The organism is Alteromonas sp. 5NS40-0096 (genome assembly GCF_057544385.1).
In genome coordinates, this window is record NZ_BAAJLQ010000001.1 from 888624 (window position 1) to 914912 (window position 26289).

28 protein-coding genes and 3 tRNA genes are annotated in these 26289 nt (G+C 44.3%); 12 read left to right on the forward strand and 19 right to left on the reverse strand.

Annotated features, from left to right (window positions below; all coding sequences use genetic code 11):
* Window positions 1-2: 2 nt before the first annotated feature.
* A complete protein-coding gene (locus AC27G9_RS04070; RefSeq protein ID WP_487071291.1) occupies window positions 3-530 on the forward strand; it encodes a DUF1569 domain-containing protein in 528 nt (175 codons plus the stop codon).
* Between the two features lie 95 nt (window positions 531-625).
* On the opposite strand, the gene AC27G9_RS04075 is transcribed toward AC27G9_RS04070, so the two are convergent.
* From AC27G9_RS04075 to ahpC, 5 genes are all read right to left on the reverse strand, one after another.
* Window positions 626-1300 carry a permease prefix domain 2-containing transporter gene (locus AC27G9_RS04075; RefSeq protein ID WP_487071293.1) on the reverse strand — a complete coding sequence of 225 codons (675 nt, stop codon included), beginning with the start codon at window positions 1298-1300 and terminating at the stop codon, window positions 626-628.
* Window positions 1293-1643: a PadR family transcriptional regulator gene (locus tag AC27G9_RS04080; protein ID WP_487071295.1), complete on the reverse strand. Its 351-nt coding sequence runs from the start codon at window positions 1641-1643 to the stop codon at window positions 1293-1295. Before AC27G9_RS04080 ends, AC27G9_RS04075 begins: the two co-directional genes overlap by 8 nt.
* A gap of 387 nt (window positions 1644-2030) precedes the next feature.
* A complete protein-coding gene (locus tag AC27G9_RS04085) occupies window positions 2031-2198 on the reverse strand; it encodes a DUF6435 family protein (protein WP_487071297.1) in 168 nt (55 codons plus the stop codon).
* Window positions 2199-2309: 111 nt separating this feature from the next.
* Window positions 2310-3899, reverse strand: a complete 1590-nt coding sequence (gene ahpF / locus AC27G9_RS04090; protein ID WP_487071299.1) for an alkyl hydroperoxide reductase subunit F — start codon at window positions 3897-3899, stop codon at window positions 2310-2312.
* A gap of 83 nt (window positions 3900-3982) precedes the next feature.
* Window positions 3983-4546 (reverse strand): alkyl hydroperoxide reductase subunit C, encoded by a 564-nt coding sequence (ahpC, locus tag AC27G9_RS04095; RefSeq protein WP_487071301.1) that lies wholly within the window; start codon window positions 4544-4546, stop codon window positions 3983-3985.
* Window positions 4547-4793: 247 nt separating this feature from the next.
* Between ahpC and AC27G9_RS04100 the strand changes: the two genes are divergently transcribed.
* On the forward strand, window positions 4794-6110 hold the full coding sequence (locus tag AC27G9_RS04100; protein WP_487071303.1) for a DUF2252 family protein: 1317 nt from the start codon (window positions 4794-4796) through the stop codon (window positions 6108-6110).
* 9 nt (window positions 6111-6119) lie between these two features.
* Here the strand turns inward: AC27G9_RS04100 and AC27G9_RS04105 are convergent, their stop codons facing one another.
* Window positions 6120-7760 carry a response regulator gene (locus tag AC27G9_RS04105; protein WP_487071305.1) on the reverse strand — a complete coding sequence of 547 codons (1641 nt, stop codon included), beginning with the start codon at window positions 7758-7760 and terminating at the stop codon, window positions 6120-6122.
* A 200-nt stretch (window positions 7761-7960) separates the two neighbouring features.
* Here AC27G9_RS04105 and AC27G9_RS04110 point away from each other — a divergent pair, with 200 nt between their 5' ends.
* From AC27G9_RS04110 to AC27G9_RS04135, 6 genes are all read left to right on the forward strand, one after another.
* Window positions 7961-8713 (forward strand): thioredoxin family protein, encoded by a 753-nt coding sequence (locus AC27G9_RS04110; protein ID WP_487071307.1) that lies wholly within the window; start codon window positions 7961-7963, stop codon window positions 8711-8713.
* A 151-nt stretch (window positions 8714-8864) separates the two neighbouring features.
* Complete coding sequence (locus AC27G9_RS04115) at window positions 8865-9653, forward strand: hypothetical protein (RefSeq protein WP_487071309.1); 789 nt, start codon at window positions 8865-8867, stop codon at window positions 9651-9653.
* Window positions 9654-9924: 271 nt separating this feature from the next.
* Window positions 9925-11091, forward strand: coding sequence for a methyl-accepting chemotaxis protein (locus AC27G9_RS04120; protein WP_487071311.1), 1167 nt, complete (start codon window positions 9925-9927; stop codon window positions 11089-11091).
* Entirely contained in the window at window positions 11091-11915 is an 825-nt protein-coding gene (locus AC27G9_RS04125) for a nitrate- and nitrite sensing domain-containing protein (RefSeq protein ID WP_487071313.1), read from the forward strand. The genes AC27G9_RS04120 and AC27G9_RS04125 overlap by 1 nt, the downstream gene beginning before the upstream one ends.
* A 106-nt stretch (window positions 11916-12021) precedes the next feature.
* On the forward strand, window positions 12022-12441 hold the full coding sequence (locus AC27G9_RS04130; RefSeq protein WP_487071315.1) for a nuclear transport factor 2 family protein: 420 nt from the start codon (window positions 12022-12024) through the stop codon (window positions 12439-12441).
* A 183-nt stretch (window positions 12442-12624) separates the two neighbouring features.
* The gene (locus tag AC27G9_RS04135; protein ID WP_487071317.1) at window positions 12625-13275 is read left to right on the forward strand and encodes a hypothetical protein; all 651 of its coding nucleotides are present in this window, start codon (window positions 12625-12627) and stop codon (window positions 13273-13275) included.
* Window positions 13276-13352: 77 nt separating this feature from the next.
* On the opposite strand, the gene rpsO is transcribed toward AC27G9_RS04135, so the two are convergent.
* The 6 genes from rpsO to rimP all read right to left on the reverse strand — a co-directional run bounded on the left by rpsO (window position 13353) and on the right by rimP (window position 19825).
* Window positions 13353-13622 (reverse strand): 30S ribosomal protein S15, encoded by a 270-nt coding sequence (gene rpsO / locus AC27G9_RS04140; RefSeq protein ID WP_487071319.1) that lies wholly within the window; start codon window positions 13620-13622, stop codon window positions 13353-13355.
* A gap of 106 nt (window positions 13623-13728) precedes the next feature.
* Entirely contained in the window at window positions 13729-14709 is a 981-nt protein-coding gene (gene truB, locus AC27G9_RS04145; RefSeq protein WP_487071321.1) for a tRNA pseudouridine(55) synthase TruB, read from the reverse strand.
* Window positions 14710-15108 carry a 30S ribosome-binding factor RbfA gene (gene rbfA / locus AC27G9_RS04150; protein ID WP_487071323.1) on the reverse strand — a complete coding sequence of 133 codons (399 nt, stop codon included), beginning with the start codon at window positions 15106-15108 and terminating at the stop codon, window positions 14710-14712.
* Window positions 15109-15205: 97 nt separating this feature from the next.
* Window positions 15206-17800, reverse strand: coding sequence for a translation initiation factor IF-2 (gene infB, locus AC27G9_RS04155; protein WP_487071325.1), 2595 nt, complete (start codon window positions 17798-17800; stop codon window positions 15206-15208).
* 26 nt (window positions 17801-17826) lie between these two features.
* Window positions 17827-19320 carry a transcription termination factor NusA gene (gene nusA, locus AC27G9_RS04160; RefSeq protein ID WP_487071327.1) on the reverse strand — a complete coding sequence of 498 codons (1494 nt, stop codon included), beginning with the start codon at window positions 19318-19320 and terminating at the stop codon, window positions 17827-17829.
* Window positions 19321-19366: 46 nt separating this feature from the next.
* Entirely contained in the window at window positions 19367-19825 is a 459-nt protein-coding gene (gene rimP / locus AC27G9_RS04165) for a ribosome maturation factor RimP (RefSeq protein WP_487071329.1), read from the reverse strand.
* Between the two features lie 430 nt (window positions 19826-20255).
* Between rimP and AC27G9_RS04170 the strand changes: the two genes are divergently transcribed.
* From AC27G9_RS04170 to AC27G9_RS04180, 3 genes are read left to right on the forward strand one after another with little or no spacing between them, the layout of a single operon-like run.
* Complete coding sequence (locus tag AC27G9_RS04170) at window positions 20256-21155, forward strand: alpha/beta hydrolase (protein ID WP_487071331.1); 900 nt, start codon at window positions 20256-20258, stop codon at window positions 21153-21155.
* Window positions 21156-21203: 48 nt separating this feature from the next.
* Window positions 21204-21704 carry an SRPBCC family protein gene (locus AC27G9_RS04175; protein ID WP_487071333.1) on the forward strand — a complete coding sequence of 167 codons (501 nt, stop codon included), beginning with the start codon at window positions 21204-21206 and terminating at the stop codon, window positions 21702-21704.
* The gene (locus tag AC27G9_RS04180) at window positions 21697-22605 is read left to right on the forward strand and encodes a helix-turn-helix domain-containing protein (protein ID WP_487071335.1); all 909 of its coding nucleotides are present in this window, start codon (window positions 21697-21699) and stop codon (window positions 22603-22605) included. The genes AC27G9_RS04175 and AC27G9_RS04180 overlap by 8 nt, the downstream gene beginning before the upstream one ends.
* A 49-nt stretch (window positions 22606-22654) precedes the next feature.
* Here the strand turns inward: AC27G9_RS04180 and AC27G9_RS04185 are convergent, their stop codons facing one another.
* Together AC27G9_RS04185 and AC27G9_RS04190 are read right to left on the reverse strand one after the other, a co-directional pair.
* Entirely contained in the window at window positions 22655-23266 is a 612-nt protein-coding gene (locus AC27G9_RS04185; RefSeq protein ID WP_487071337.1) for an HD domain-containing protein, read from the reverse strand.
* On the reverse strand, window positions 23263-23634 hold the full coding sequence (locus AC27G9_RS04190) for a hypothetical protein (RefSeq protein WP_487071339.1): 372 nt from the start codon (window positions 23632-23634) through the stop codon (window positions 23263-23265). The genes AC27G9_RS04185 and AC27G9_RS04190 overlap by 4 nt, the downstream gene beginning before the upstream one ends.
* A 130-nt stretch (window positions 23635-23764) precedes the next feature.
* Between AC27G9_RS04190 and AC27G9_RS04195 the strand changes: the two genes are divergently transcribed.
* Window positions 23765-24361 (forward strand): TetR/AcrR family transcriptional regulator, encoded by a 597-nt coding sequence (locus tag AC27G9_RS04195; RefSeq protein ID WP_487071341.1) that lies wholly within the window; start codon window positions 23765-23767, stop codon window positions 24359-24361.
* Window positions 24362-24372: 11 nt separating this feature from the next.
* Here the strand turns inward: AC27G9_RS04195 and AC27G9_RS04200 are convergent, their stop codons facing one another.
* The 5 genes from AC27G9_RS04200 to AC27G9_RS04220 all read right to left on the reverse strand — a co-directional run bounded on the left by AC27G9_RS04200 (window position 24373) and on the right by AC27G9_RS04220 (window position 26281).
* Window positions 24373-25143, reverse strand: a complete 771-nt coding sequence (locus AC27G9_RS04200; protein WP_487071343.1) for a hypothetical protein — start codon at window positions 25141-25143, stop codon at window positions 24373-24375.
* A gap of 309 nt (window positions 25144-25452) precedes the next feature.
* Window positions 25453-25529: transfer RNA gene (locus tag AC27G9_RS04205), tRNA-Met, on the reverse strand.
* Window positions 25530-25575: 46 nt separating this feature from the next.
* Window positions 25576-25652: transfer RNA gene (locus AC27G9_RS04210), tRNA-Met, on the reverse strand.
* Window positions 25653-25722: 70 nt separating this feature from the next.
* Window positions 25723-25799 (reverse strand) — tRNA-Met (locus AC27G9_RS04215).
* A gap of 176 nt (window positions 25800-25975) precedes the next feature.
* A complete protein-coding gene (locus AC27G9_RS04220) occupies window positions 25976-26281 on the reverse strand; it encodes a 4a-hydroxytetrahydrobiopterin dehydratase (RefSeq protein ID WP_487071345.1) in 306 nt (101 codons plus the stop codon).
* Between the last annotated feature and the right edge of the window lie 8 nt (window positions 26282-26289).

The following is a 26289-nucleotide window of genomic DNA, read 5'->3' on the forward strand; positions in this document are numbered from 1 at the left end:
ACATGAATAGGCGACTTTTTATGGCTGCTGGAGCCAGCGTAATTATTGGAGCCACTGGTATTGTGTATGTTAGTAACCGCAAAACAACAGTTGCTTTACCTTCAATCGCTCAAACCATTGCCAAATTAGAATCATGCAAGGCAAAAACGGTGACCTCAACAGGTCAATGGCAGCCCGCCGTTATTTTCCAGCACTGTGCGCAAAGTATAAACATGTCAATTCTTGGATACCCAGAACATAAGTCAGACGTATTCAAATCTACCGTAGGCACTGTTGCATTTGCGCTGTTTGAAGCGAATGGTGGAATGACTCATGATCTATCAGAACCTATCCCTGGTGCACCAAGTTTAGATAACACCGCTTCGGTGAACTATTCCGTTGACATGTTGATTCGTGCGTTACGACGTTTTGAACAGTATGACGGAGAAATGGCCCCGCATTTTGCCTATGGGAAGTTAAGTAAAGCCCAATACACAGGTGCACATATCATGCATATTGAAAACCACTTTGAGCAGCTGCTTGTGGCCTAATTAGTGCCAAGTTACGTTTGTGTAAACACCACAGAAAGCCTTTGTCTTATTCTAACTCCGTAAAGTAAAAAGCCGGCAATTGCCGGCTTTTTGTTTTACTGATTCACGATACTAAAATGCTTTATCCGCTGAGTTGCAGTAAAACAAACAATTTTTATGGCATAGCCGTAAAAAATTGTCAGTAGGCATACTGCCGTTGCTGGGCCAAAGACATCGGCGAAACTATCTTTAGTAATATGTGACGCCATGGCAATTGCCCCCAACAACACGCCAAACCATCCCATCATCACCGCGCTGTTTCCGATCATATCAAACACATGCTCTGCAGAACGATATTGTTTCTCTGTCCACTCATGACCATCACTAATCGCGATAGAAAACGCGCGTTTGAAGTCTTCAATCGACGTTGTGGCTATCGCAAACGCAACACTAACAGGTAAAACGATCACTGCTGAGGGCCAGTTCACGAACATCGATAATTCGCCTCCTAACAGCATTGCCATAAATGTCACGCCCACAAAAACCGCTAAGCTCAATAAAAACATCATCATTCCTCTCTTGTATCGCAATATAAATCGTAAACTGCTTTTTAATGTTTGTTTGATGTACCAAAGTCTGGCTTTAAACGGGCCATATTGTTTGGCATACAATTGATATGTTTCCCACAAATCGCCGAGTACTGGTTCATGTAGCGACCGAGGCATACTCCAAGTCAGCCATTTCTCAGCTACTCGAGGTACGGAAGAGTAACCAGGCTTTTGCTCATCCATGTGACACCCCATTGTTCCAGTCATTTTTCAATGCAACACCCTGCCATAGGGTATCTAACGCTCGTTTAGTTTTGTTCAACTGACGTCGCCCTTCGGCCGTTACCGAAAAATACTTTTTCGCACGACCTCCCCTCTCGGCTGTCGATTCACCCAAACGACTTGTAATCAGTCCCTTGGTCTCAAGCCTCTCTAACGTGGTGTACAAAGCACCAACTGACACGTCTCGCTCTATCGTATCTACCAGTAATTGACGAATGGTACTGCCATAGGCATCATCGCCAAGACGCATCATGGCAAGCAAAATCATTTGCTCAAATTCGCCTAAAAATTTCTGTCGACTCATGTCGTATTAAACCTCATCCGCGTTAATCGTTTGATTCACTCGTTCCCACCTCAAATCGGCACGACATCCTGATGTCAGTGAAATCTTATTTACTCTACAATTTAGAGTAATACATAGATTAGTCAATAAACCCGACAATGTAGAGAATATACACAGGTATTATTTTTAATACAGAAAAGCCTACTTTCTAGTAGAGGCGCTTTTGGCTAGCAAAGACAGCAGGAAAGCGATGGTAATAGATAAAATGCAATGGCGACGGCGCAAAGAACACCGCCAACATTCATTTGTGTGGAATCAATTTTTTTTCAGATGTGCAAATTATCAGTCACTAGTACGCGTTAGAATTCCACATACCAATTTGACTATGCCCTTCGAAGACCGACAGTCCTAGCTTTCGAGTTTCTGGATTTCTGCCCACAGTGTTTCAGCTTCTGCGGTTAGCATACTGTAACTTTTAATATCACCGCGACGCTGAGCTAACATCGCTTGCTCCAATTTCATATCGTATTGTTTACGCAATTTTTTGGTCGGGTTTGATTTAAGAAATGAAAACATAGTGCACCTTATTGTGAGCGATGCCATTTTTACTGTGGTTAGGACCAAAAAGATTTGTGACGAGATAAAAAAAGCCGCTATTAAGCGGCTTTCTCACTCGGATACGCTGTACTAAGCTGCCACCGATTCGGATTCTTCTGTACTGTCTTCGTAACTCAGCAAATATTCGAACGCGGCTAAAGAGGCTTTGGCACCCTCACCCATCGAAATCACGATTTGCTTGTAAGGGACGGTTGTCACGTCGCCACAGGCAAAAATACCTTGTTCAGACGTATTGCATTTGTGATCAACCTCGACTTCCCCGTAAGGAGACAAATCAACAACCCCTTTCAAAAACTGGCTGTTTGGAACCAAACCTATTTGAACGAATACGCCAGACAGGTCTTGGGTGTGTACGGTATTGGTTTCACGATCCGTATATTCTATCGCAGAGACTTTTCCGTCTGTTGCTAGCACCTGATTAGTCGCCGCATTCTTCACGATAGTAATATTGTCGCGCTTCTGCGCCTGTTCAACCAAAACTTGGTCGGCTTTTAGCTCTGGTAAAAACTCAAAAAGCGTTACGGATTTTACGATGCCGGCTAAGTCCAGCGCCGCTTCCACACCTGAATTACCACCACCAATGACTGCAACATCTTTGCCTTTAAAGAATGGGCCGTCACAATGTGGACAATATGCCACGCCGTTACCCACATTCTCTTTTTCTCCCGGTACGCCCAGCTCTCGCCATTTGGCACCGGTCGCGATGATCAGTGATTTCGTTTGAATCTGCTCACCTGACGACAGGGTTACGGTTTTCACATGACCCTTTTCGATGTCTGTGACTCTGACGTGCTCTTTTAACGTGATGTCATAGTCGTTCATATGGGCCATCAAATTACCAACGAGCTCTGGACCAGTTGTTTGTGACACTGAGATTAAGTTCTCAATACCCATTGTGTCCTTGACCTGACCTCCGAAACGATCCGCGATCACTGTCACTTTCAAACCTTTACGTGCGCTATAAATCGCCGCACTCACGCCAGCAGGACCGCCGCCAACGACAGTTACGTCTTGTAACGGTAAATTCGAGCCACTGTTAGCCTCTACCAAACTTGGATCGCGCTCAAGTAATTTGTCGATAAGCGTACCAGCCTCAACCTTACCATTGGCAAACAATTCACCGTTGAGATAGACGCTTGGCACTCCCTGAATGTCTCGTTGGCTCACCATATCTTGATACAAGCCACCGTCAATCATCTCAGATGTGATATTAGGGTTAATCAATGCGAACTGATTCAACGCTTGTACAACGTCTGGGCAGTTGTGACAACTGAGGCTGATAAATACTTCGAAATGCAGCTTTTCAGTCACACCACTCACGATGTTTTTCACACTGTCATCTATCTTGAGTTCAGTGCCAGATGAGTGTAGCAACGCTAAAATCAGAGAATTAAATTCATGTCCACCGGGAATACCTGAAAAACGGATCCCAGTATCTTCACCATTAGCTTCCAATAAAAAGCTAATGCTACTGCGCAACACACCATTCGTGTCACGTTCTTCTACTTTAATGTTGTCACTAACGCCCGCAATGTCGGTTAGAAACTGGACTAACTCGGCTCGTTTGCTGTGTTCACCAGTTTGAATGACGAACGTGACTTCTTTTTGCATTGCTTCGGTGTAGCCCTTCAATGCTTGCAATATTTCTTTAGTTAACATTGTGCTATGCCTCTAAACGTTCATTGGGGAAAATACGGGTGCACGAGCACCCGTATGCGTTTTGACAGGTTCTTGTCGTCGACTTAGATTTTGCCTACCAAGTCAAGTGAAGGTGCTAATGTCTCTTCACCTTCTTTCCATTTTGCTGGGCAAACTTCACCAGGATGACTTGCTACGTACTGTGCCGCTTTCACCTTACGAACTAGGTCATCTGCGTCACGGCCGATACCTTCAGCAGTAATTTCCATAGCCTGAACAATACCTTCAGGGTCTACGATGAAAGTTGCACGGTCTGCAAGACCCATGTTTTCGCGCATGCAGTCAAAGTTACGAGTGATTTCACCTGTTGGGTCGCCGATCATGGTGTACTTGATCTTACCAATAGTGTCTGATGCATCGTGCCATGCTTTGTGCGTGAAGTGGGTGTCAGTTGAAACAGAGTAGACTTCAACACCACGAGACTGAAGCTCTTCGTACTTGTCTGCAAGGTCGCCTAGCTCAGTTGGGCAAACAAACGTAAAGTCTGCTGGGTAGAAAAAGAAAACTGCCCATTTTCCTTTGATATCTTCGCTGCTGACTTCTACAAATTCGCCGTCGCGAAAAGCACTTGCAGTGAATGGTTTGATAGCAGTATTGATTAGTGCCATTTCTGTTCTCCAATGGTTAATAGTAAAGTGTCTAGACCACTTATCATGTTGTGACGTGCTGCGTGTAAGATTGCAATACAAGCAACGCCTCGAAGTTGATACAGATAATAGAACTGAATTGTTTAATTGGATAATTGGGAAATCTATTAACTTCAATCGATTTTTTTAATTGTTACGTCATTAATTGTACTGACACGTAACTTAGTGTTGAATAAAAGGCCTGCATGATGTGATGCCAACGATAGGAATGACAGTGAATAGAGCACAAGTGCTGAGCGCAGAATTGACCCGAGTGGATAAGGTTGAACCCACCGCTGGAAGTGCAAAACATCGAAAAATGGCATTGAGCCCTTACCTGTTTTTTCGCGGTTCTGCGCAGTTATTTTATACCGATATCCACAATAGACTTATCAACTTACCCCAACCACTGCTCGACATTCCTCTCACGGCGGTGATGGGAGATTGCCATACATCAAATTTTGGTTTTTTAACCGAAGAAGGCTCGCACGGCGACAATGTGATTTTTGCCCCCAATGACTTTGATGATGCGTGTATGGGGCATGCCGTTTGGGACTTGATACGGTATTTGTGTTCGCTGCAATTAGTATTTGTGCATTGCAAAGGCTTAATTGCGGGCGAAATTACCGACCCGGATTTTAGCCAGGAAAAACCGGTGATATCAATGCAACACGTTGAGCTGGCAATGGACGCTTTCCTCAATGAGTACACGAAAACCTGTCTCCGCGCCAGTCAATCGAACGATTACCTCTATCATGCGATAGAAACTATCGACCCGGAAACTAAACTGTATCGTTTCTATAGAAAGGCTCTTCGGAGAGCCGCCGGCGGAAGTGACTTTTTGACAAAAAGTGCATTAGCGAAGGCGGTAACGCCAATTGCAGGCTTGCTGTCGTTCAAAACCTTGCCTGAAAAATTCGCAACGCTACCAGAAGCACAATATCAAGAACTTGAACGCGTTTTTTCTCCGTACATGGACGACGTAGTGCTCGATATAGTAGCACGACTCAACGCCGGAACGGGGTCAGTAAACATGCAGCGTTACTACTTTTTAGTCGGCCCGAAAATACCGTGTACAGACACAACCTTTGCCCGCAGCCACATTGTGGAAGTCAAAAAACAACGTCATGCCGCCCCTCTGTTTCATTTTGCCCATTTACACCCTGTCAATGGGCTCAACCCTGCTCACTTAACGGCTCGTTGTCAAAGAAGGATGCAGCGTCGTGCAGACTTGTTGCTCGATGAAGTTTTTTGGAATGATGCGCATTGGCTAGTGCGTTCCCGACACCATGCAAAAGTGGGAATCGATCCCATCGATATCGGTGTTGGCAAGAAAAATGTGAATGGCAGCTTCGCCCGGTATGCTGAATATTGCGGTAGAGCCTTGGCCCTTGCGCATTGTCGCTCGGATAGACGTTCTACGGAGTTTGAAACCGCTATTGTTGATACGTTGCCATCCTATGCTGAATCACTTAAAGACGCCGCATTCAACTACACCGAACAAGTTGTCAAAGACACTGATTGGTTAAAGCAAACCGTGAAGTAATCAACGAGGCTAAGCTTGCATGCCAAGAGCAAGGGAGTAAGCGTCAAACTTTTCTTGTTGTACCGCAACCAATTTGGAAGAAGACAAAAAGGACACCGCTTTTTTAGCCACGTCCTCTTGGTCTTGATTGATTGGGGATTTTTCATTCATGCTGGCAAGTACTTTTAATAGACTCAAGGCAATCTGCTTGTCTGAGGGCGACAATACAAACGCTTGCTTTAGATTATTAAAAGCAGGCAGTAACCGATTCTCTTTGTAGTTTACCGCCGCCATTTGTTTGAGCTCTTTTGGGGTAAAATTAATTTCTTGTCGCTCAATGGCTTCTTGTTCTAAGTAGGCATTGACCACTTGACCAGAAAACGTATCGCCTTCCATTTGGGTGCGTAGCGCATCCAAGATATGGACACACTCCTCTCGCATACCTAGCTCATGATATGCTTTCATTTTATCGAGATTATCTTCAATAGACACACCTTTGGTGCGGCGCATCGCGTTATCTTGCATAATCTCTTCAGCGAGTTTCTTTTTGTCTTGTAAACAATATATCCTCGACTGAATCACTGATATTTGATTGGCTAATTCTTTATCTGACGCGCGTCGTTGCTGCAATTCAACAAGATCTGACGACGCTTTTCGAATCAACTTTTCTGCTTCAGCGGTCCCTAATGTCGTCGCTAAATCTATGGTTGACCGAATGACATTTAGCGACATATCAGGCGAGTCGTGAATCGAATTTTTGGCGTATTTCGCCATGTTTTGAACCGCAGCCAGTTGGCCCGACTTATCGTGATTCAAACGGGCTAAATCCCACACTCTTTTATTGCGTTGAATATTACGTGGCGCGAGCTTACTGGCTTGCTTAATTTGCTCATAAGCCAAATCAAATTGTTCTTTTTCTACGTAGTATTTGGCCAACAAATCGTAGGTGAGAAAACGAGTATCGCGACGTTCGAGTAAACTCTCGATCAAAACGTCAGCCTCCTCGAGATTATCCTGTTTCAACAAAGACGCCGCCAAGCCTATGTGAACCCAAGCATGATCAATCGTTTGCGCTAACTTAGTGTAATAGTCCTGAGCCGTCTCAAATTGATGTAATGACATCAAACAGTCACCAACAATGCGGCGCAGTCTAGGATGATACTCGCTTACGGTGCTATCTTGTAATTGCCGCTCCGCATAATAAATCGCTGCTGCGAATTCTTTTTGATGTAAACAGTAAAGCAGCTTATGAAGCTTTTTGCGGACATTGATGAGATGACGAATTCGCCCTTCTATTCGCGACTTGTCTAGTGGCTTAACCCAAAAGTCATCGGGTTGCATTTCAACAATACAGTTTACCAGTTCGGCACTAGTCTCCGCAGAAAGGAAGATAACGGTTGTTTTCTCGCCAATAAAATTATGATGTTTAAGCTCTTCGAATAGATGGAAGCCGTCTCTATCGCTACTGACATTAAATGCGATAAATACAAAATCAAACTGCGTTTCTTCACATAGACGCACGGCATGGTAAGCATTGTAAGCGCATTTAACATTCGTCAAGCCTACGCCCCAAAGTGCCTGCGTAATCATTTCATGCACGAGCGACTGGTTGTCGATAACGAGTGCATTCAGTTCATTTGTGGGCGTTAAAGGAGGTATTTCTTTTAGCATCTACGAAACAGTCTATTAGGTTCCATTTATTTGGACAGTTGTCGGCCTAAAACGAGTCTACGACTTGTTTTAATAATCAATCACTTTACAATCGTAGTATATCTTTTGTCTGATGGTAGCATCTGTCAAAAGAGGATGCACCAGCGCAAACAACTAAAATATAAAATTACGCGCCAGCGAAAAGGTGAAGGACGACAAAAATGACGCTAAAAAATTTCATCAACGACAGCCTGAAATCGTTAGCTGTTGTATTGATTCTGTGTGTTTCGGTAGCTCAGGCCGAGACTGGCGACAACGAGCACTTTTACAAGATTCATAAAGAGCCAATGACTGCCGTTGCTGAAGCTCGCGACAAAGCACTTGAAAACGAGCAGTTGTTACTATTAGTAATCGGTGCCAATTGGTGCCATGACTCTGACGCCCTTTCCGCTCATTTTTCTGACATCCAACATGCTGATGTTCTCAAACATCACTTTGTTATGGAGACGGTTAACGCGCAGTGGTTAGACAATTTATCCGGGCTGCTTGGACAATACGGTCATCCGGGTTATTTCGGCACCCCGACGCTTTTAATTATTGACCCCCAATCAAAGCAAGTGATGAATCGCGATAGCGTGCAACGTTGGCAAAGTGCTCATGGAGAAAGCGCCACTTCGTTAGAACGCTACCTCTCATTACAAGTCGAAGCGAGTGATGCGTGGCAACCCCAAACTATACCTGCCGAACTAATTGAATACGAAAAATCACAAACAAATCGATTATACAAAGCCTATGAAATCATCGGGCCCTTGTTAAAAGACGAAGTTGTAAATGGCAATAAAGGGCCTTTGGATGACCTGTGGAATGAGGTGAGGCGCTTTCGCTACCAGTTACAGCACGATTTGGTTGAAGCTCACAATAACCAACTCGATTCGTACCCTGTTTATCAGGCGCTCTCCTTCGAATCGAAGTGATTTGTACAAAGAACACTCGCCATATATTGCTATTTAGCGCAATTTGGCGATAACATTTAAACCATTAAGTTTTTACGCTGTATGACGTTGCTATGTAAGTAACCACAAGATTGTCGCAGTGAGAAAAGTAGTTATCGGATAAGTTATCAATATGTCTAGCAATTCAAGAAACGACGATTTTCCTACCATCAGATTAGACGATGAAGATCGTCGTGATTATCAAAAAAAGCAATCCAGTGCCTCTGCGGCGGCACCGAGACATTCAAGCACCGGTGACAAGCAACCGGCAAAGACAAAATCGTCAGGTGGCAACACCTTTGTGTTGACGTTGAGTTTACTGATTGCATTAGGTGCATCGGGTGGTTGTTATTTCCTCTATGACTTAAGTCAGAAACAACAAGTGGTAATGGCAGACGCAGAACGCCGTATTGAGCAGCTTGAAAACAAATTATCAGCGACTGGCGAGGAAATTGGCGAATCCACCGTAGCATTGCAAGTCAAAGTGACGGAGTTAAGCAATAAAACCAATGAACTGTGGGAGCAAATGGACAAGCTGTGGGCTTCAGCTTGGCGCCGAAACCAAAAAGAGATCTCTGATTTATCTGAAAAGGTCGACGCTAACAAAGCCAGTGTAAATGAATCCATTAGCCAAGTTGCACGCAATGCCGACCAACAAAAGACCCAACTCTCTGCCTTACAAACTCAATTGTCAGCGGTAGCGGATGACTTACTTGCGCTTAATGTCCGCATGGAACAAACCAGTGAACTGGCCTCACAATTCGGGCAATCAAAGAAAGTGGTTGATGACAAGCTTGCACTGCTGGAACAAAGAAACAATTCACTTTCGAGCCGGATTGGCGCGCTTGAAAATGAAATCAGAGAGATGGCAACTCAATTGGTGAGTCAACCGGCTAGTACGCCCGCGGGTTCGCCAGAATAAGATGAGCGGCGGCGATTGATGGTTATCTCAACTCGCTGCCAGTTTTTCGTAAAAAAACGTCTTCAATGTCGCCCTTCCCAAATTACCGGTTTTATGCCCAAGCCTGCTGCAATAAAGCACTGATTTAGTGCAAACTGACATTAAAGTCGACTCGACAGCCCACAAGAGACAAATTTTTTTAAGATAAATCAAAAATTTAAATAAGTGCACTTGTGGCGCATTGCTTGCTGTATTTATCGTATTACCTCAGCGAGATGGACACTCTTACTTGATGAAGACACTGTTGCAATGGCCTAGCCGTTTTATATTTGGTGCATTCGGTTTTTCAAGTGGCTCTATGTTACACCTAGTTTTAATAGCGGTTGCCCTGCTCTATTTTGCAACCCACTATTCACCAACGTTGTTTGAAGGCGCGTTATTAAGTGCGCCGTTTGTTTGGCTACTTGGAGGCTTCGTCAGCGTTATCACAGACGAAATCAATACCCTTGATACGATGTTGTCTCGAGCTAAAACTGCACCACAAGTGGCTAATGAGTGTCCCGTTCGCTCTGCGGTATTAAGTGAGCACGCTTCAACCGTTGCCGATTTGATTCGAAACTTAATTAGGGACAAAGAAAAACTAATAGAACGGCTCGCTGAAATTAGCTATTCCACCGAACAAATGATTGCCTCAGCTAATCAAGTAGCGGCCATAACAGGCAATCAATCCAGTGCGACTACTTCAACCGCAGCGGCGGTGAGTGAGATGACGACTTCCCTCAGCGAAGTAGCCTGTAAAGCACAACAAGTTAACGAATCTGCTATCTCTGCTAGCCACTTGGCTGAACGTGGTCACCAGTCAGTAGATGAGCTATCGGAGGAATTTAAGCTAGTGCAAAGCGACGTTGCCCAGACACAAGCGGCTATCGATATTCTGGCAAAGAACGCAGATGACGTATTTACTTTTACGTCGACAATACAACGAATCGCTGAGCAGACCAACTTGCTCGCATTGAACGCTTCAATCGAAGCTGCGAGAGCGGGAGATCTTGGCCGGGGTTTTGCTGTCGTTGCAGAGGAAGTACGTAATCTTGCCGAAGAAAGCAAACAATGTGCTGATACGATTAACGCCAGTATGGAAGCACTCAATACTCAAAGGCAGACAGTATCGACAAAAATGCAGGATGTCGTCAACCACGCCAACCACTGCATATTACTATCCAAGAATGCGTCAACCTTATTGGCCAAAATACACGCCGTATCGGACAGTGTACAACAAGAAATGTTAGTGGTGTCTGCTAATACAACGCAACAGAGTGTTGCGATTGAAGAGATATCAAAACACGTGGAATTAGTGGTACAAGGCGCGAATGAAAACAATCAAATCGCGGCCCAATCAAGTCATGTTGCACACTACTTAAAGTCTATCACCGTGCTAAAAGAACAGGAGAATATGTAATGGTACCAATTATCTTCTCCATAGCTTTTGTTACCGTTTTAATCACGCTGGTTTATCTTGTCCGTGATAAAAAGCGTCGAGTCTACATTGAGCACTGTTTCAACGTCATTGTTATGACCAAGGAGCTCATCAGTTGTGCTCAAAAACATCGAGGCTTGAGCGCGAGCTACCTACAGGGAAATCAGGGAGTTAAACCCATGATAATTTCCCTTCGCCAAAATATGGCTTCGCTTCAAAGGAACATGCAAGATTCTAAAATTGTTTACCAGCAAGAGCGTTGGTTGAGCTTTATAGACCATTGGCCAAGACTAAAAGATGCTGCCTTTGAACTCAGCGTACAAGACAGTTTTAACCAACATACAGCGATGATTGAAAACTTGCTCTATCTACTTGAAGACATCGCCGAGATTTGGCAACGACAAACGAACAGAAACAGCATGGCGACCTCTTATCTGTGGCATGAACTGCCACTGACTGTTGAATGCGTTGGCCAAGCTAGGGCTGTGGGAATGGCAGTGTCAACGGCTGGAGTCAGCACCCAAATTGACAAAGTAAAACTCGGTTACCTTCACGAAAAGATCCTGCATTTGTCTCAGCGAGTGTTCAATCAACTGCAATCAAATGGCGCTGCGGGCTCTATCCTGGTCAATAACGCCCGATATGCCTGTCTCGAGCTGGCTAAAACGATAGAGCAGGAATTTATCCAACAAAACCAAGTTGGCATCGACAGTGACCAGTACTTTGAAATTGCCAGCCAGACAATGGCATCACTCAATAACATACTGGATAAACAGTTGAATCAACTCACCGAATACTCGCGTTAATACAGGCGTCTAGTCTCGACTGGACTTCACCAAAACAGCATTTTGCTGTGGCGCCCCATATTCTGCGTTACACTGAATACGTTCTTAGTAAATGGTGGCAATCTTCATGAGAGTTTTTCAATCCGCACTAGTCGCAATGTGTTTTTTCTCAGGTTTAACGATAGCCAAGGAAAACAGTGATACGGTTGTTCAATTTGTAGACGCCTTTAATGCCAAAGACCTTGATGGCATGCTAGCCGTTGTGAATAAAGATATGCGTTGGATGAGCGTTACTGGGCACACTATAACCACTGAAACTTCTAGTATTGAGGAACTAAAGCAAGCAATGGAAAGCTATTTTAAGAGTGTGCCGAGTGCCAAGTCACATGTTCACCACCTTCATCAAAGTGGTAATTTTGTCTACGCGTTAGAACAGGCCTCTTGGCAGTCAAAAGACCAGGTAAAAAGCCAATGCAGTATGGCTGTGTACGAGTTTTCGGCGACTCGCATTAAACATGTTTGGTATTTTCCCGCACACCAATGTTAGGCGCGACTATTGCCACTCCCGTTTAAAGTTGGAGTGGCCTGTTTTCCGAAAGTTGTCCTCTTTAGCAATTAAATAAAACGCACATTTGCATATTACCAACTTATGTTCCAATGTTGACAACAACATAGAGGAATAAAGGGTTGTGCTTTGATTGGTAATCTATTTCGATTTTTAATGCTATGCATGCTGAAATTCAGTCGTTATTGGTGTTACCCAACGACGCTTAAATGGATAGGTAAAGAGGCGAACAAAGATTGGCGCAAGGTGCGCTTGATTTTAATTCTCAATCACACCAGCTTAGTAGAATTCGTTTACGCAACAACGATGCCAACGCCCTTCCTTTGGCAAATGGCAAAAAGGCTCGTATTTCCTGTCGCCGACATCAGCTTAGATAAAGCACAAGGTAAGATGTTTAAGTTGTTTGCCCCCAGAATTGCTAGGTTGAGCCGAAAAAGAGACGATACCTGGAACGACTTTGTCCAAGATTTAGGTACAGATTCCATTCTCATTTTCATGCCCGAAGGCAGAATGAAACGTCCCAACGGGTTAGACAAAAATGGCCAACCTATGACGGTGAGAAGTGGCATTGTCGATATACTCCCCTTGTTTTCGGGCAGTGAGCTTATTATTGCTTATAGTGGTGGACTCCATCATGTCATGGCGCCTGGGCAAGTCATTCCCCGCCCTTTTCGGAAATTGACGGTTAACTTAGAAGTATTAGACGTTGATGAGTATTTGGCTGGCTTTGACGACATGTCCGACGACACACAGCGCCGAAAAGCCATATGTCGCGACCTTGAGGAGCGGCGAGACCGTCATTGCCCTAAAGCCTAATGCCAGTTGTCTTTGGCATATTTTCACCACAAAGAAAAAAAGCGCCATATAGGCGCTTTTTCAAAACTGTCTATCGCTTAGCGACGTAGACCAAGACGCTTGATAAGGTCTAGGTAACGCTCAACATTTTTACCTTTAAGGTAGTCAAGCAACTTACGACGTTGGCTAACCATGCGTAGCAAACCACGACGTGAGTGGTGGTCTTTCTTGTGTGAAGAGAAGTGACCTTGTAGTTTGTTGATGTTGTGAGTCAACAATGCAACTTGTACTTCAGGTGAACCTGTGTCGCCTTCTTTTACACCGTATTCAGCAATGATGTTTGCAGTTTCTGCTTTAGTTAGTGACATAATTTTCTCCAAAATTTAGAGGTTAACTTGGCCGATCACTAATTCAGTCCAAGTAAAGGAAGCGCGTATTATAATGACGCGCGGTGGTTTATCAAGTGTTTAATGTTCAATCATAGACCACACGGCGACGTGGGCTGACATAAAATGGCTCACTGCGAACAGATTCAGGTTGGTCAATGGGATCACTGACTGCTTGTCCTACGCCTAAGAACAACGATGGCTGCGTGTCTGTCATGCCATAAACCCGATAATAGGCATCTGCCTCTACTGTCATTTCATCTGTTGATTTAACAGATTGACCATGATTAAAACGATGGGTTTGAAGGGCATCCAATTGCATCTTGGGCAACGGCATAACCGCCGTATCCATCGGAAGCAACAAGGCATCGAGTTGCGAATAATCGTTGCCTTCCAGGCCTTTGCCAATCGATTCTAACTGCTCGAATGTCATCATCTTGTCTGCCGGGTAATCCGCGACTTGTGTCCGATGCAAACGAGTAACGTAAGCGCCGCACCCGAGCATTTGGCCAATATCGTCCACTAACGAGCGAATATACGTACCTTTGCTACAACGCACTGTCATATCCACATTGGGCAATTCAATGCGATCAACGGTTAGCTCGTAGATAGTAATATCACGGGCTGGCCTATCTATTTCGATACCTTGTCTCGCGTAATAATACAGCGGTTTCCCCTGATGCTTGAGTGCTGAGAACATTGAAGGGACTTGTTTCGATGCGCCGATAAAACTTAAACACGCCTCCATCACTTGTGCTTCAGTGACATCGACGTCTTTTTCTTCAACGACTTCGCCGTCTGCATCAGAGGTTGTCGTGCGCTTACCTAGATATGCGGTAACCTCGTACGTTTTATCGGCATCCAATAAAAACTGAGAAAACTTAGTCGCCTCACCTAAGCATATTGGGAGCATGCCACTTGCCAAAGGGTCTAAGGCCCCTGTGTGACCTCCCTTATTCGCTTGATACAAACGCCTGACTTGTTGCAGAACATGATTAGACGAACCACCTAACGCTTTGTTTAACAATACAATACCGTTAATGCTACGGCCTTTGCGTCGCCTTGCCATTTACTCTTCTTCACCTTCGTCAGATTGTGTCTTTTGCTTGTCCTTGGCGATGGTTTCGCTTACCAAGTTGGAAATTCTCATCCCTTCCGTAATTGAACGATCTTCAAAGAAATGTAAATTTGGCACAGAACGCATGCGAATGCGCTTTGCCAATAGGCTGCGAATAAAGCCTTTAAATTCCACTAACTGCTTCATTTGCTCTTTTACCGAGGCTTCATCAGCGTTGTAGAAGGTTAAGAATATTTTTGCGTGGGCGAGATCACGAGACACATCCACACCCGAAATGGTAATTAAGGGCATATCGCCTACTCGATGCTTGTATTCGTTTTGAAAAATACTCGCCACTTCTTTGTGGATTTGTTGAGCAACACGATCGGTTCTCGAAAATTCACGTGCCATGATTATCTCCTTTCGCCATCACGGCGAAGATATCTAAAATACGAAAAACGGGGGCATCGCCGCCCCCGTCTCAATTTCATCAATTGCTGTTGGAGAATTAAATCTCGCGAGCAACCTCGACGATTTCGAAGACCTCAATTTGGTCACCGACTTTCACGTCGTTGTAGTTCTTAACGCCGATACCACATTCCATGCCGTTACGAACTTCTTGAACGTCGTCTTTAAAGCGACGCAGTGATTCGAGTTCACCTTCGTAGATAACCACGTTTTCACGAAGTACACGGATTGGATTACTGCGTTTAACGTTACCTTCAACAACCATACAGCCCGCGATTGCGCCAAGCTTCGGAGATTTAAAGACGTCACGAACTTCAGCAAGACCAATAATCTCTTGTCTGAATTCAGGTGCAAGCATACCGCTCATCGCTTGCTTAACTTCATCAATCAAGTCATAGATTACGCTGTAGTAACGCAAGTCGATTTCTTCGGCTTCCATTACACGGCGTGCTGTTGCATCGGCACGAACGTTAAAACCGAGTACGATTGCGCTAGACGCTGCGGCAAGGCTAGCATCTGTTTCGGTAATACCACCAACGCCACTACCAACGATGTTAACTTTAACTTCTTCCGTCGAAAGCTTCATTAGTGATTCAGAGATCGCTTCTACAGAGCCTTGAACGTCAGCTTTAAGCACGATGTTCAATTCACTGATATCACCAGACTCCATGTTTGCAAACATGTTTTCCAGCTTCGCTTTCTGCTGACGAGCCAGTTTGAGCTCACGCTTCTTCTGATGACGTTTTGCCGCCACTTCACGCGCCTTGCGCTCGTCTTGAACAACAAGCGCGTCTTCACCAGCAATCGGTACACCTGAAAGACCCAGTACTTCGACCGGCGTCGATGGACCTGCGAGTTTCACTTCTCTACCGTTTTCGTCACGCATTGCACGAACACGGCCATACTCTTCACCACATAGCAAGATATCGCCAGAGCGCAGCTCACCTTCTTGAACCAGTACAGACGCGATAGGACCACGGCCTTTATCCAAGCGTGACTCGATAACGATACCGCGACCTGGGCCTTTGTTGACGGCTTGAAGATCAAGTAGTTCTGCTTGAAGTGAAATGGCTTCTAGCAATTCATCAATACCCAAACCTGTTTTGGCTGATACGTTAACGAACTGATGCTCACCACCCCACTCTTCTGAAATAACTTCCAGTTGAGATAGTTCAGTTTTCACGCGATCAGGGTCTGCAGTCTCTTTATCCATTTTGTTAACCGCAACGATTAGCGGCACACCTGCAGCACGACTGTGCTGAACCGCTTCTTTTGTCTGAGGCATGACGCCATCATCCGCTGCGACAACCAAAATAACGATATCAGTTGCTGTGGCACCTCGTGCACGCATTGCAGTAAACGCCGCGTGTCCTGGTGTATCTAAGAAAGTGATACGGCCACTATCCGTTTCTACACTGTATGCGCCGATGTGCTGGGTAATACCACCCGCTTCACCTTCAGCCACTTTCGCACGACGAATGTGATCAAGTAGTGACGTTTTACCGTGGTCAACGTGACCCATGATGGTAACAACAGGTGCACGTGTGGTTTTATCGCCACGCGCTGTGTCTGCCAACAACTCATCTTCAAGTGCGTTCTCATTCACCAACTCGTACTTATGACCCATCTCTTCGATGACAAGTACTGCAGTATCTTGGTCTAACACTTGGTTAATTGTCGCCATCTCACCCATTTTGAACATGGTTTTGATAACTTCATTCGCTTTCACAGCCATACGGCTTGCCAGCTCACCAACCGTGATCGTTTCACCAAGCTTAACGATACGCTCAACAGGCTGTGCAGGCTTATTGAAACCTTGCTTCAAGTTTGCAGCAGCTTGCTTTTTAGACTTCTTACGGCGACGTGAAGAACGTTCAACCTGCATGTCTTCTTCGTCTTCAGCTTCTTGCGCGTAGCGGTTTGAGTGAAGATGCACTTCTTCTGCTTCAGCTTTCTTACGACGCTCTTCTTCTTCCTTCCAGCGACGCTCATTTTCTTCAGCAAGTTTACGTGCTTCTTCCGCCGCTTTTTGAGCTTCTTCTTCCAGCTTCTTCTGCGTTTCTTCTTCCTGTTGCTTACGCAAACGCTCTTCTTCCTGACGAGCGGCTTCTTGTTCTGCGATCTGCTCAGGCGTTAGCTCTGTTTCTTCTGCAAGTTTAGCCTGCTCCGCACGGCGGCGTTCTTCAGCCTTACGTGCTTCTTCCGCCGCTTTTTTGGCTTCTTCTGCTTTACGTGCTTTTTCTTCAGCAGCAAGACGGGCTTCTTCAGCCGCTTTCTCTTCTGCTTCAAGCTGTAGTCGAGCTTCTTCGGCTGCTTTTTCTTCAGCCAAACGTTGCTCTTCTACGTCTGTTCTTTTCACATAGGTGCGCTTTTTGCGAACTTCAACTTTCACTTCTTTCGACTTACCAACGTTAATCGTGCTAGTCGTTTTACGTTTTAAGGTCATTCGCTTGGGCTCACCAGAACCAGAACCACCATGTTGCTTGCTCAAAAAATCAAGCAATTGACGTTTCTCGTCCTCAGTCACATTGTCGTCGGTTTTTTTCGTAATACCGGCGTCTTTAAATTGGCTTACCAGTCGGTCAACTGTAGTCCCAATGTCACTGGCGAGTTTTTCAATCGATACTTCTGCCATTACGTGTATATCCCCCTGTTGACCTACTATTCTTCACTAAACCAAACGATGTTACGCGCTGCCATGATTAGGGCACCGGCTTTTTCTTCGTCCAGTTCTTCAATATCGCTAATTTCATCTGTACCCTGCTCTGCCAACTGTTCAAGGTCGGTGATTCCGCGGCTTGCAAGTACATAAGCGACGTGTCGTTCCATACCTTCAAGGTTTAGTAGCTCTTCTTTTGGCTCTGCACCTTCAAGGGTTTCTTCGTTTGCTAGCGCTTGAGTCGTTAGCGCCGCGCGAGCGCGATTACGCAACTCTTCAACGGTGTCTTCATCCATGCCGTCGATGGCAAGAAGCTCATTTACAGGAACGTATGCAACTTCTTCTAGTGTCGCGAAGCCTTCGTCTACAAGTACAGATGCGAAGTCTTCATCAATGTCTAGGCCGTCAACAAAAACACTCAACACTTTCGCGTTTTCTTCTTCGTGTTTCTTGTTGAGGTCTTCCACTGTCATTACGTTCAATTCCCAACCCGTCAATTGACTCGCTAGGCGAACGTTTTGGCCACTGCGACCGATAGCTTGTGCCAGATTGTCTGACTCAACCGCTACGTCCATCATATGGCTATCTTCATCAACAACAATTGACGCCACTTCAGCAGGTGCCATTGCATTGATTACGAATTGTGCTGGGTTTTCATCCCAAAGAACGATATCTACGCGTTCACCGCCTAGTTCGCCAGAAACCGCTTGTACACGAGAACCACGCATACCAACACAAGCTCCAACTGGGTCTAGACGCTTATCGTTAGTCTTAACCGCAATTTTTGCTCGCGAGCCTGGGTCACGTGCTGCCGATTTAACTTCAAGTGTTTCTTCCGCGATTTCAGGTACTTCTAGACGGAACAACTCAACCAGCATGTCTGAATGCGTGCGGCTGATAAACAATTGTGCACCGCGCGCTTCAGGGCGGATAACATAAAGTAGGCCTCGAACACGGTCACCTGGACGGAACGTTTCACGAGGTAGCATGTCATCGCGATAGATAACACCTTCAGCATTATTACCCAAATCGATAATGATATTGTCGCGATTGACTTTCTTAACTGTACCTGTGACAAGCTCACCGACTTTGTCTTCGTATTCAGCAACCATTTGCGCACGCTCTGCTTCTCGTACTTTTTGCACGATAACTTGCTTCGCGGTTTGCGTCGTAATACGGTCAAATGCAATTGACTCGATTTGCTCTTCTACATAATCGCCGATTTCGATTTCTGGTTCGTCAATTTGCGCCGCAGAGAATGTCAATTCGGCAAATGGGTTTTCTTGTTCTTGATCGTCAGGAATAACCAACCAGCGACGGAACGTATCAAAATCACCTGTTTCGCGATCGATACATACGCGAACTTCAATCTCGCCTTCGTTTTTCTTTTTGGTGGCACTGGCTAACGCAAACTCCAATGCTTCAAAAATCTTCTCTCTAGGCACTTGTTTTTCATTTGAAACGGCTTCTGCCACTAACAAAATTTCTTTATTCATTTTCGCCTCACTTTTGCTTCCATAAATTGAAAGCGATGCTGTTCCATTAGTCGAATGTGGGAACAACGTTACCTTTTTCGATATTCGCCACAGCTAACTGGAACTGCTGGCCATCCACTTCAATACTGACCACACCATTTTCGCATGACAGTAAACGTCCTTTGAAATTGCGTCGATTGTCCATTGGTACTGACAACCTAACACTTACTTCTTCACCAACAACCGCTTCATAATGCGATTCTTTGAACAAAGGTCTGTCCATGCCAGGTGATGAAATCTCTAAGTTGTACTCTGTGCTGATCGGATCTTCGATATCCAGAATTGCACTGGCTTGGTGACTAACGTCCGCACAATCATCAACGGTTATTCCATTTTCATGATCAATAAACACACGAAGAATCGAATGTTTACCCGCTCTAACAAACTCAACACCAACCAGTTCAAAGCCTAATGCTTCGACTGCCGGTTCGAGCATGTCGGTTAGTCTTTGCTCAAGCTTAGACAATGCCTACCTCCAAAAACGAAAAAAGGGCCTAACGCCCAATACACAAGAATACCGGTTTTAATCATTCAAAACCGCTTGCAGATACAACAAAAAGCCCCGGACTAGCGGGGCTTTTTGCGAAAATCTGTACCCTTTGCGCTACTACCAAAACAGTAACTTGGGTTGGTATGTAGCAGGGCTTGCAATTAGCAAAGCGTTGCGATGACTAAGTCACCCTCCCGCTTAAGTGCGCACATTATACTGCTACTAGTCATTATAAGCAACACACAGCCTTCTGAAAAAACACAATTTTCAATCTGTCGCCAACAATGAGCTCATCGCCTGACTTATTTGCGGATCTTTAAAATGTGTACAAATCTCTGGAATATATATACGTGCAATTTGCAATTCATTTGTATTCTCTTTTCAACAACTTTGAGGAGACGAAACCATGTTCGGCAATATGATAGCAGACACATTTATCAACCCATTTCAGGCACCCGTTTTCGACGACCCTGCGGACTATGATTTAGACTACGAAGATGTCACATTTTATGCTGATGACAACGTTCAGCTGTCTGGCTGGTTAATTAAAGGACATACCGACAAAGTCATAATTCAGTCTCATTTTGGCGTTCAATGTAGCCGCTCTGGTTACACCCGTGAAGGAAAGGGAATGATGAAGTTCTACCCTAATGACATTCGATTCCTGCGCCAAGCAAAATATTTAAACGATGCTGGTTATACCGTACTTATGTACGATTTTCGTAACCATGGTAACAGCGGATTGGGCACTTTACCTTTTGTATCTTGGGGCAAGGAAGAAGGCAAGGACGTAATAGCAGCCACCCGATTTATCTGCGAACATCCAGACTATAGCGATGCTAGTATCGGTCTGCTCAGCATTTGCATGGGACAAGGCGCAACAATTTCAGGCTTTCATCAAGAAAATGGATTAAAACAGTTTGATCAGTTAAAAACGATGATATCCGTACAACCTATGGACTATAGCTGTTTTGTTAAAGCAATGGGGCTACCAAACTTTATTGCCAAGAGCACCGACCGCGCAATCGAGAATAGAACAGGTATCAACTTCAATGAGACGAGCTGGCGTCCTTTTGTTGGTGATGTCAATGTTCCCACATTAGTTATCCAAAACAAAAATGATGGGTACTTAAATAAGGCGTTTATTGAACAATTTTACGAAGACTTGAATGTCGAAAAAGCGTTACTTTGGATAGACATCGCCAGAAAAAAAGGTGGTGCGGCCGTCAACAGAGGGGCGGCTTATGAATGGTTAGGAGAAAACCCGACTGCAATCTTAGACTGGTTTGATAAATACGTAATATAAATAAGTCGAATTACCGCTTTTGCGCATCAAAAATAGAAGGACAATAGTTTGTTAACTTCAAAATGGTTTTTAATTGCGGCTGCACTAGCCTCTGTTTTAGTTGTGTTGCTATTACTCGGTCAGAAGTCAGTCAAAACAACGCTACATGTCAGTGCACCTGTAAATAAAGTATGGTCTGTGATCACCAATACAAAAGACTATGAGCAATGGAATCCTGTATTTAAAGTAATTGAAGGCCATCTTTATGAGGGGACTACAGTGACGTATCATTTTGCACAAGACTCAAACACGTCTTATGACATTGAGACCAAAGTCAAAAAAATAGTGCCCGAAAAATGCCTGAATCAAGGCGGAGGGACTATCGGGATACTCACGTTCAACCACCATTATCTGCTAGAAGAAAAAAACGGTGGTACCCAGTTATCAATAACCGAGGCCTATTCAGGTATTGCAGTCCCCTTTTGGAATCCAACGCCTGTTGGAGAAGCATACCAAACACTCGCGCAGGCCATTAAAGCAAGAGCTGAGAAGGAGTTACTTGATGAATAATATCGTCACCTTCACTACGATCACCGAAGTACATCAAGCGCTGGGCCTCGCTCCACCATTGCATCCCCTAGTCTCCGTGATTCCGATAGACAACAAAATCACTGAATTTGATTATGGTGACGCTACATATGTAATGCACTTTTATCAAGTTAGCCTCAAATCCGGTATTAGTGGGACATTTAGTTATGGTCGCAACACCTATGATTTTCAGGAAGGAACCATGGTCTTTACTCGCCCACATCAAGCGATGAGTTTCAAAGACACCCAACAAGAGGTCGGCGCCAGTGGATGGATTTTACTGTTTCACCCTGACTTGATACGCAGGTCTCAACTTGGAAAGCGTATTGGCGACTACAGTTTCTTCTCCTATGACGTGAGTGAAGCACTGCATTTATCGGAAAAAGAGAAGAAAAGCCTTTCAGAATTAGTGGGTAAAATTCAAGACGAGATGAATACTCATATAGACAGGCACACACAGAAGTTAGTTGTAGCGAACATCGAACTAATTTTGGACTACTGTACCCGGTATTACGATAGGCAGTTTTATGTCAGAACTAACGAAAACCTAGACATAGTCTCAAAATTTGAACGTCTTCTAGCAGACTATCTATCGTCAGAAGCGGCAATCAACAAGGGCTTACCTACGGTTAAATACTGCAGTGAGCAACTGAACATGTCAGCCCCCTATCTCAGTGACTTATTGAAGAAAGAAACGGGAAAGACAGCGCAACAACATATCCAAGATAATATAATCGACCAAGCAAAAACGCTGTTGTTGGGGACAAATGAACAGGTCAGCCAAATAGCCTATGCTTTAGGGTTTGAATATCCCCAGCACTTCAGCAAGTTATTCAAGAAACAAACGGGATTGAGTCCAGCACAATATCGCAAGATCAATTAGCGTAAACCAGAAACAAAAAAGCCCCAGCAATTGCTGAGGCTTTTGATGGTCATAGATTATTGATCTCCCAAAGCAAGTTGCAATGAGCATTACTACCGAATTCTGCGTTAAAACGGCTAAAGTGATAAATTTCCCGTCTTTTCAGAAATTGCCTGAGCATCTCCCGTCTTTTCCTTTTGTAGACAAAGGAAGGAACAAACCTGTATTCCTTCCGTATATCTTGCGTGTACTTTTCGTATACTTCCGCAGATTGCCCCAAAACAGTGAGATCAATATCGACAATCAGCTTTTCATCGTTACCGTGTGTGTCAATAGTGTGTAATGTCGCCATTATCAGCCTTAATACATTTTCAACAACAGTACTTGAGACACCATTGGCAATTAAGAAGTCACTCGCCCAGTTAGCGCTATCCTGTTCATTTGAAGAAGAGTACGGTTTGTAGATAGCATCATGAAACCAAAGCGCCAATTCAACATGGCTTTTGTTTTCTGCTAACTGCTCGACCCTCTTAAATTGTTTCAAGACCATTTGTAAGTGGCTTACATCGTGGTAATGTCGATGGGATTCCGAATACGCTGCTATCAGCGATTCATACGTTTCAACGTTTTTCTTTAACCCCAGCTCTGACATCAATTGCGCCCATCTCTTTTTCAAATTCATATTAACCTCGGCGCATCATCTTTTCTCACACCAAGCGCTTGCAAAACATTTTTGCCGCAAAGGACAAAATACAGCCATGCTTTCTTCCACCTATTACCCAGTAGCACAATATGAATATGCCACCCCTTCTCTCTTCTTGAGCTGTATCCGCTATAAAGTACAGAATACGCTTCAGAATCACCTAATATCATCTGTGAAAGCCCCCTAGCGTATTGAACACCGATGTCTAACATTTCCCTCACCTCATTTGCGGAAGGCTCTCCCTGCGTTTCAGGAAAGGCTAAAACAAAGTAGTTTGGTATTAATTCTCGTTTAACTTTCAGCAGTAAGCATTTGTTACCCGACTTCAGCGTTAGATCTGTATCCATCTACATGCACTCCTGTTACTTGAACCTTTATTTGGTTGATCAACCAATAAATGAACCATAAACAAAGAAGTCGCATAATGCAAAGTAATTTGGTTAAATAACCAAATAAAAATTATCGGACGTTTGATGAATGGGTAGACCTTCAAATACAGCACAACGAAAACAGGAAATAGTGGAAGCTCTTTTGCAAGTAATGGCTAACGTCGGTTACGAGAAAGCTTCAATTCAATCCATTGCTAAACAAGCTGGTTTAGCTCCTGGACTTATTCATTATCATTTTAAAACCAAACAAGACATCCTTATTGCCGCAATACATTGGATAGCGACGTCGGCTGAGCAACGATTACAAGCAATGCTTAATGATGCGCGAGATCCATGGGAGAAACTTAAAGCATTTGTTAACGCAAGACTCGCTACTGGTGAAACACAAATGCCTCAAATTGTGGCGGCATGGATTGTTGTTGCATCAGAGTCGATCAAGCATGATGAAGTAAGAACCATATATCAGAACCTGATCAAGACTCAGCTGGACATCCTGTCAGCCCTAATAGTTGACGTATGGACAAGCAAAATTGAAATAGACTTTGAAGTGGCTCATTTAAGCGCCATTATCGTTTCAGCGATTGAAGGGGCTTTTCAGCTGTCAGTTACTGCACCTGATGCAATGCCAAAGGACTATGCGGCTGAATCGGTAATCAAACTTATTGAAAGTAGGCTAGCCTGCTAACACGCACAAAATCAGAAAATAAGAACTTTTCCATCATTCGGGCAGTCTCTAGGCACTTTAGCCTTACCCTCTTCTGAAAGCACGTTGTAATGATGCGCTCTGGGCACCTGAGGGTAATGGCTGAATGAATACTTGGTTTCGTGAGTGAACATGTCACGCCATTTTGCAAGAATGACTTCACAATTACAGATGTAGGGTACTTGTTCAGCGAGTCTAACCATTACCTGCTCTCCTTCAACATTTATGGGCACCAACCTTTCATTTGATTCCACAAATGACACGCCTTTAGTCAATGTTTTCCCATCATCATACTCTATGGTTTTAAATTGGTTTGCATATGAAAGAGCAGCAGAAAAGCTTGCTGCAATTACAAAACCAAACACTGAACCAATCTTCCTTTGCTCTTTGCCAAATACCCGAGCATATATAGCCCAAAATAGGCATCCTCCAACGCCACCGAGCAATGAAAAACTAATGTAATTAGACAGGCTAAATTCAATCGGTAAGTCGGACGATGAAAACACCATACTCCCTGGCACAGAGCACAACACCCCTGCGACAATACATAAAGGGAAATTAAGAAGTCTGTAGCGTTTCAACAAAAAATAGAGCGGCGCACCAATCAGTGCCATGCAAAAAAGACTAAAGGGGACAGCAATAAGGACTACAAATAGCATAGTTTCGGGTGAGGTCAAAGACAGACCTAAGACTGGCAGCAAAGAGGCTACCAGTAAACCTTTCAATGGGGTAGTTACCGCGTATTTTTTATTTGCTAAGTCCATTCTGAGCAATGTTAATCACAATCCAATTATGCTTTACGTAGAGTATCTATCGATTGTGCCCAGATCTCAACTCATTGCAAATTGGTTACTCTACTGCCCCACTAAAATGAGCCTACTAATCTCCCTGTACAATTTTACAATCGATTGTTCAAAAGCTGGAGGTTGTCTGCAAGCTATAGCCGACTTCCTACTTATTTTATGCTCAATGATCGTTAACCTTTCGTCACAAGATTTAAGCGTTAAATCAAGATTGGGTAAACGAGCGATGATTAAACTAAAAAGCCCCAGCAATTGCTGAGGCTTTTGATGTGGTTGCGGGAGCAGGATTTGAACCTACGACCTTCGGGTTATGAGCCCGACGAGCTACCAGACTGCTCCATCCCGCGTCTGAATTCTTTGACTACCAGTTTGCTGTTCACGTTTGCGATAAGTTGGTTGCGGGAGCAGGATTTGAACCTACGACCTTCGGGTTATGAGCCCGACGAGCTACCAGACTGCTCCATCCCGCGTCTGAACTTATCTACTCTCTTTTGGATATTCTCTATCCTGAGACACACCACCTGCTTATTGTGGCGAATTTGGTTGCGGGAGCAGGATTTGAACCTACGACCTTCGGGTTATGAGCCCGACGAGCTACCAGACTGCTCCATCCCGCGTCTGAACTGGTTTTGAAAAGAGTGTCTAACGACTGCCTCGTTTCAAGTGGTGCGTATTATACATAGGGTCAGGGCGTTGGCAAGCGAACAATAGAAGAATATTGCATTTTTATGTCCAAACGCCGACAAATTGAGCTTTCTGCCCAAATTACAATCAAAAACCCGGAAAACACCACTTAATTTCTGAATTTCTCCATCTTATCGGCCATTTTAAAGTCCAACTCACTTAGGCCACCAACATCATGCGTATTCAGTGTGACATCAACGCGATTGTATACATTGAACCATTCTGGATGATGATTGAGCTTTTCTGCCCAAATCGCCATTTGAGACATCCAGCCAAATGCACGGATAAAGCTCTTAAATTTGAATGTTTTGGTCAGCTTATCACCGTCTCGTTGCCACTGTTCTTCTGGCGCAAGGTTTTCGTTCAAAGTAGTCAACGCGGCGACAATTTGTTCTTCTGTGTATTTTGAAACCATGGAATCTG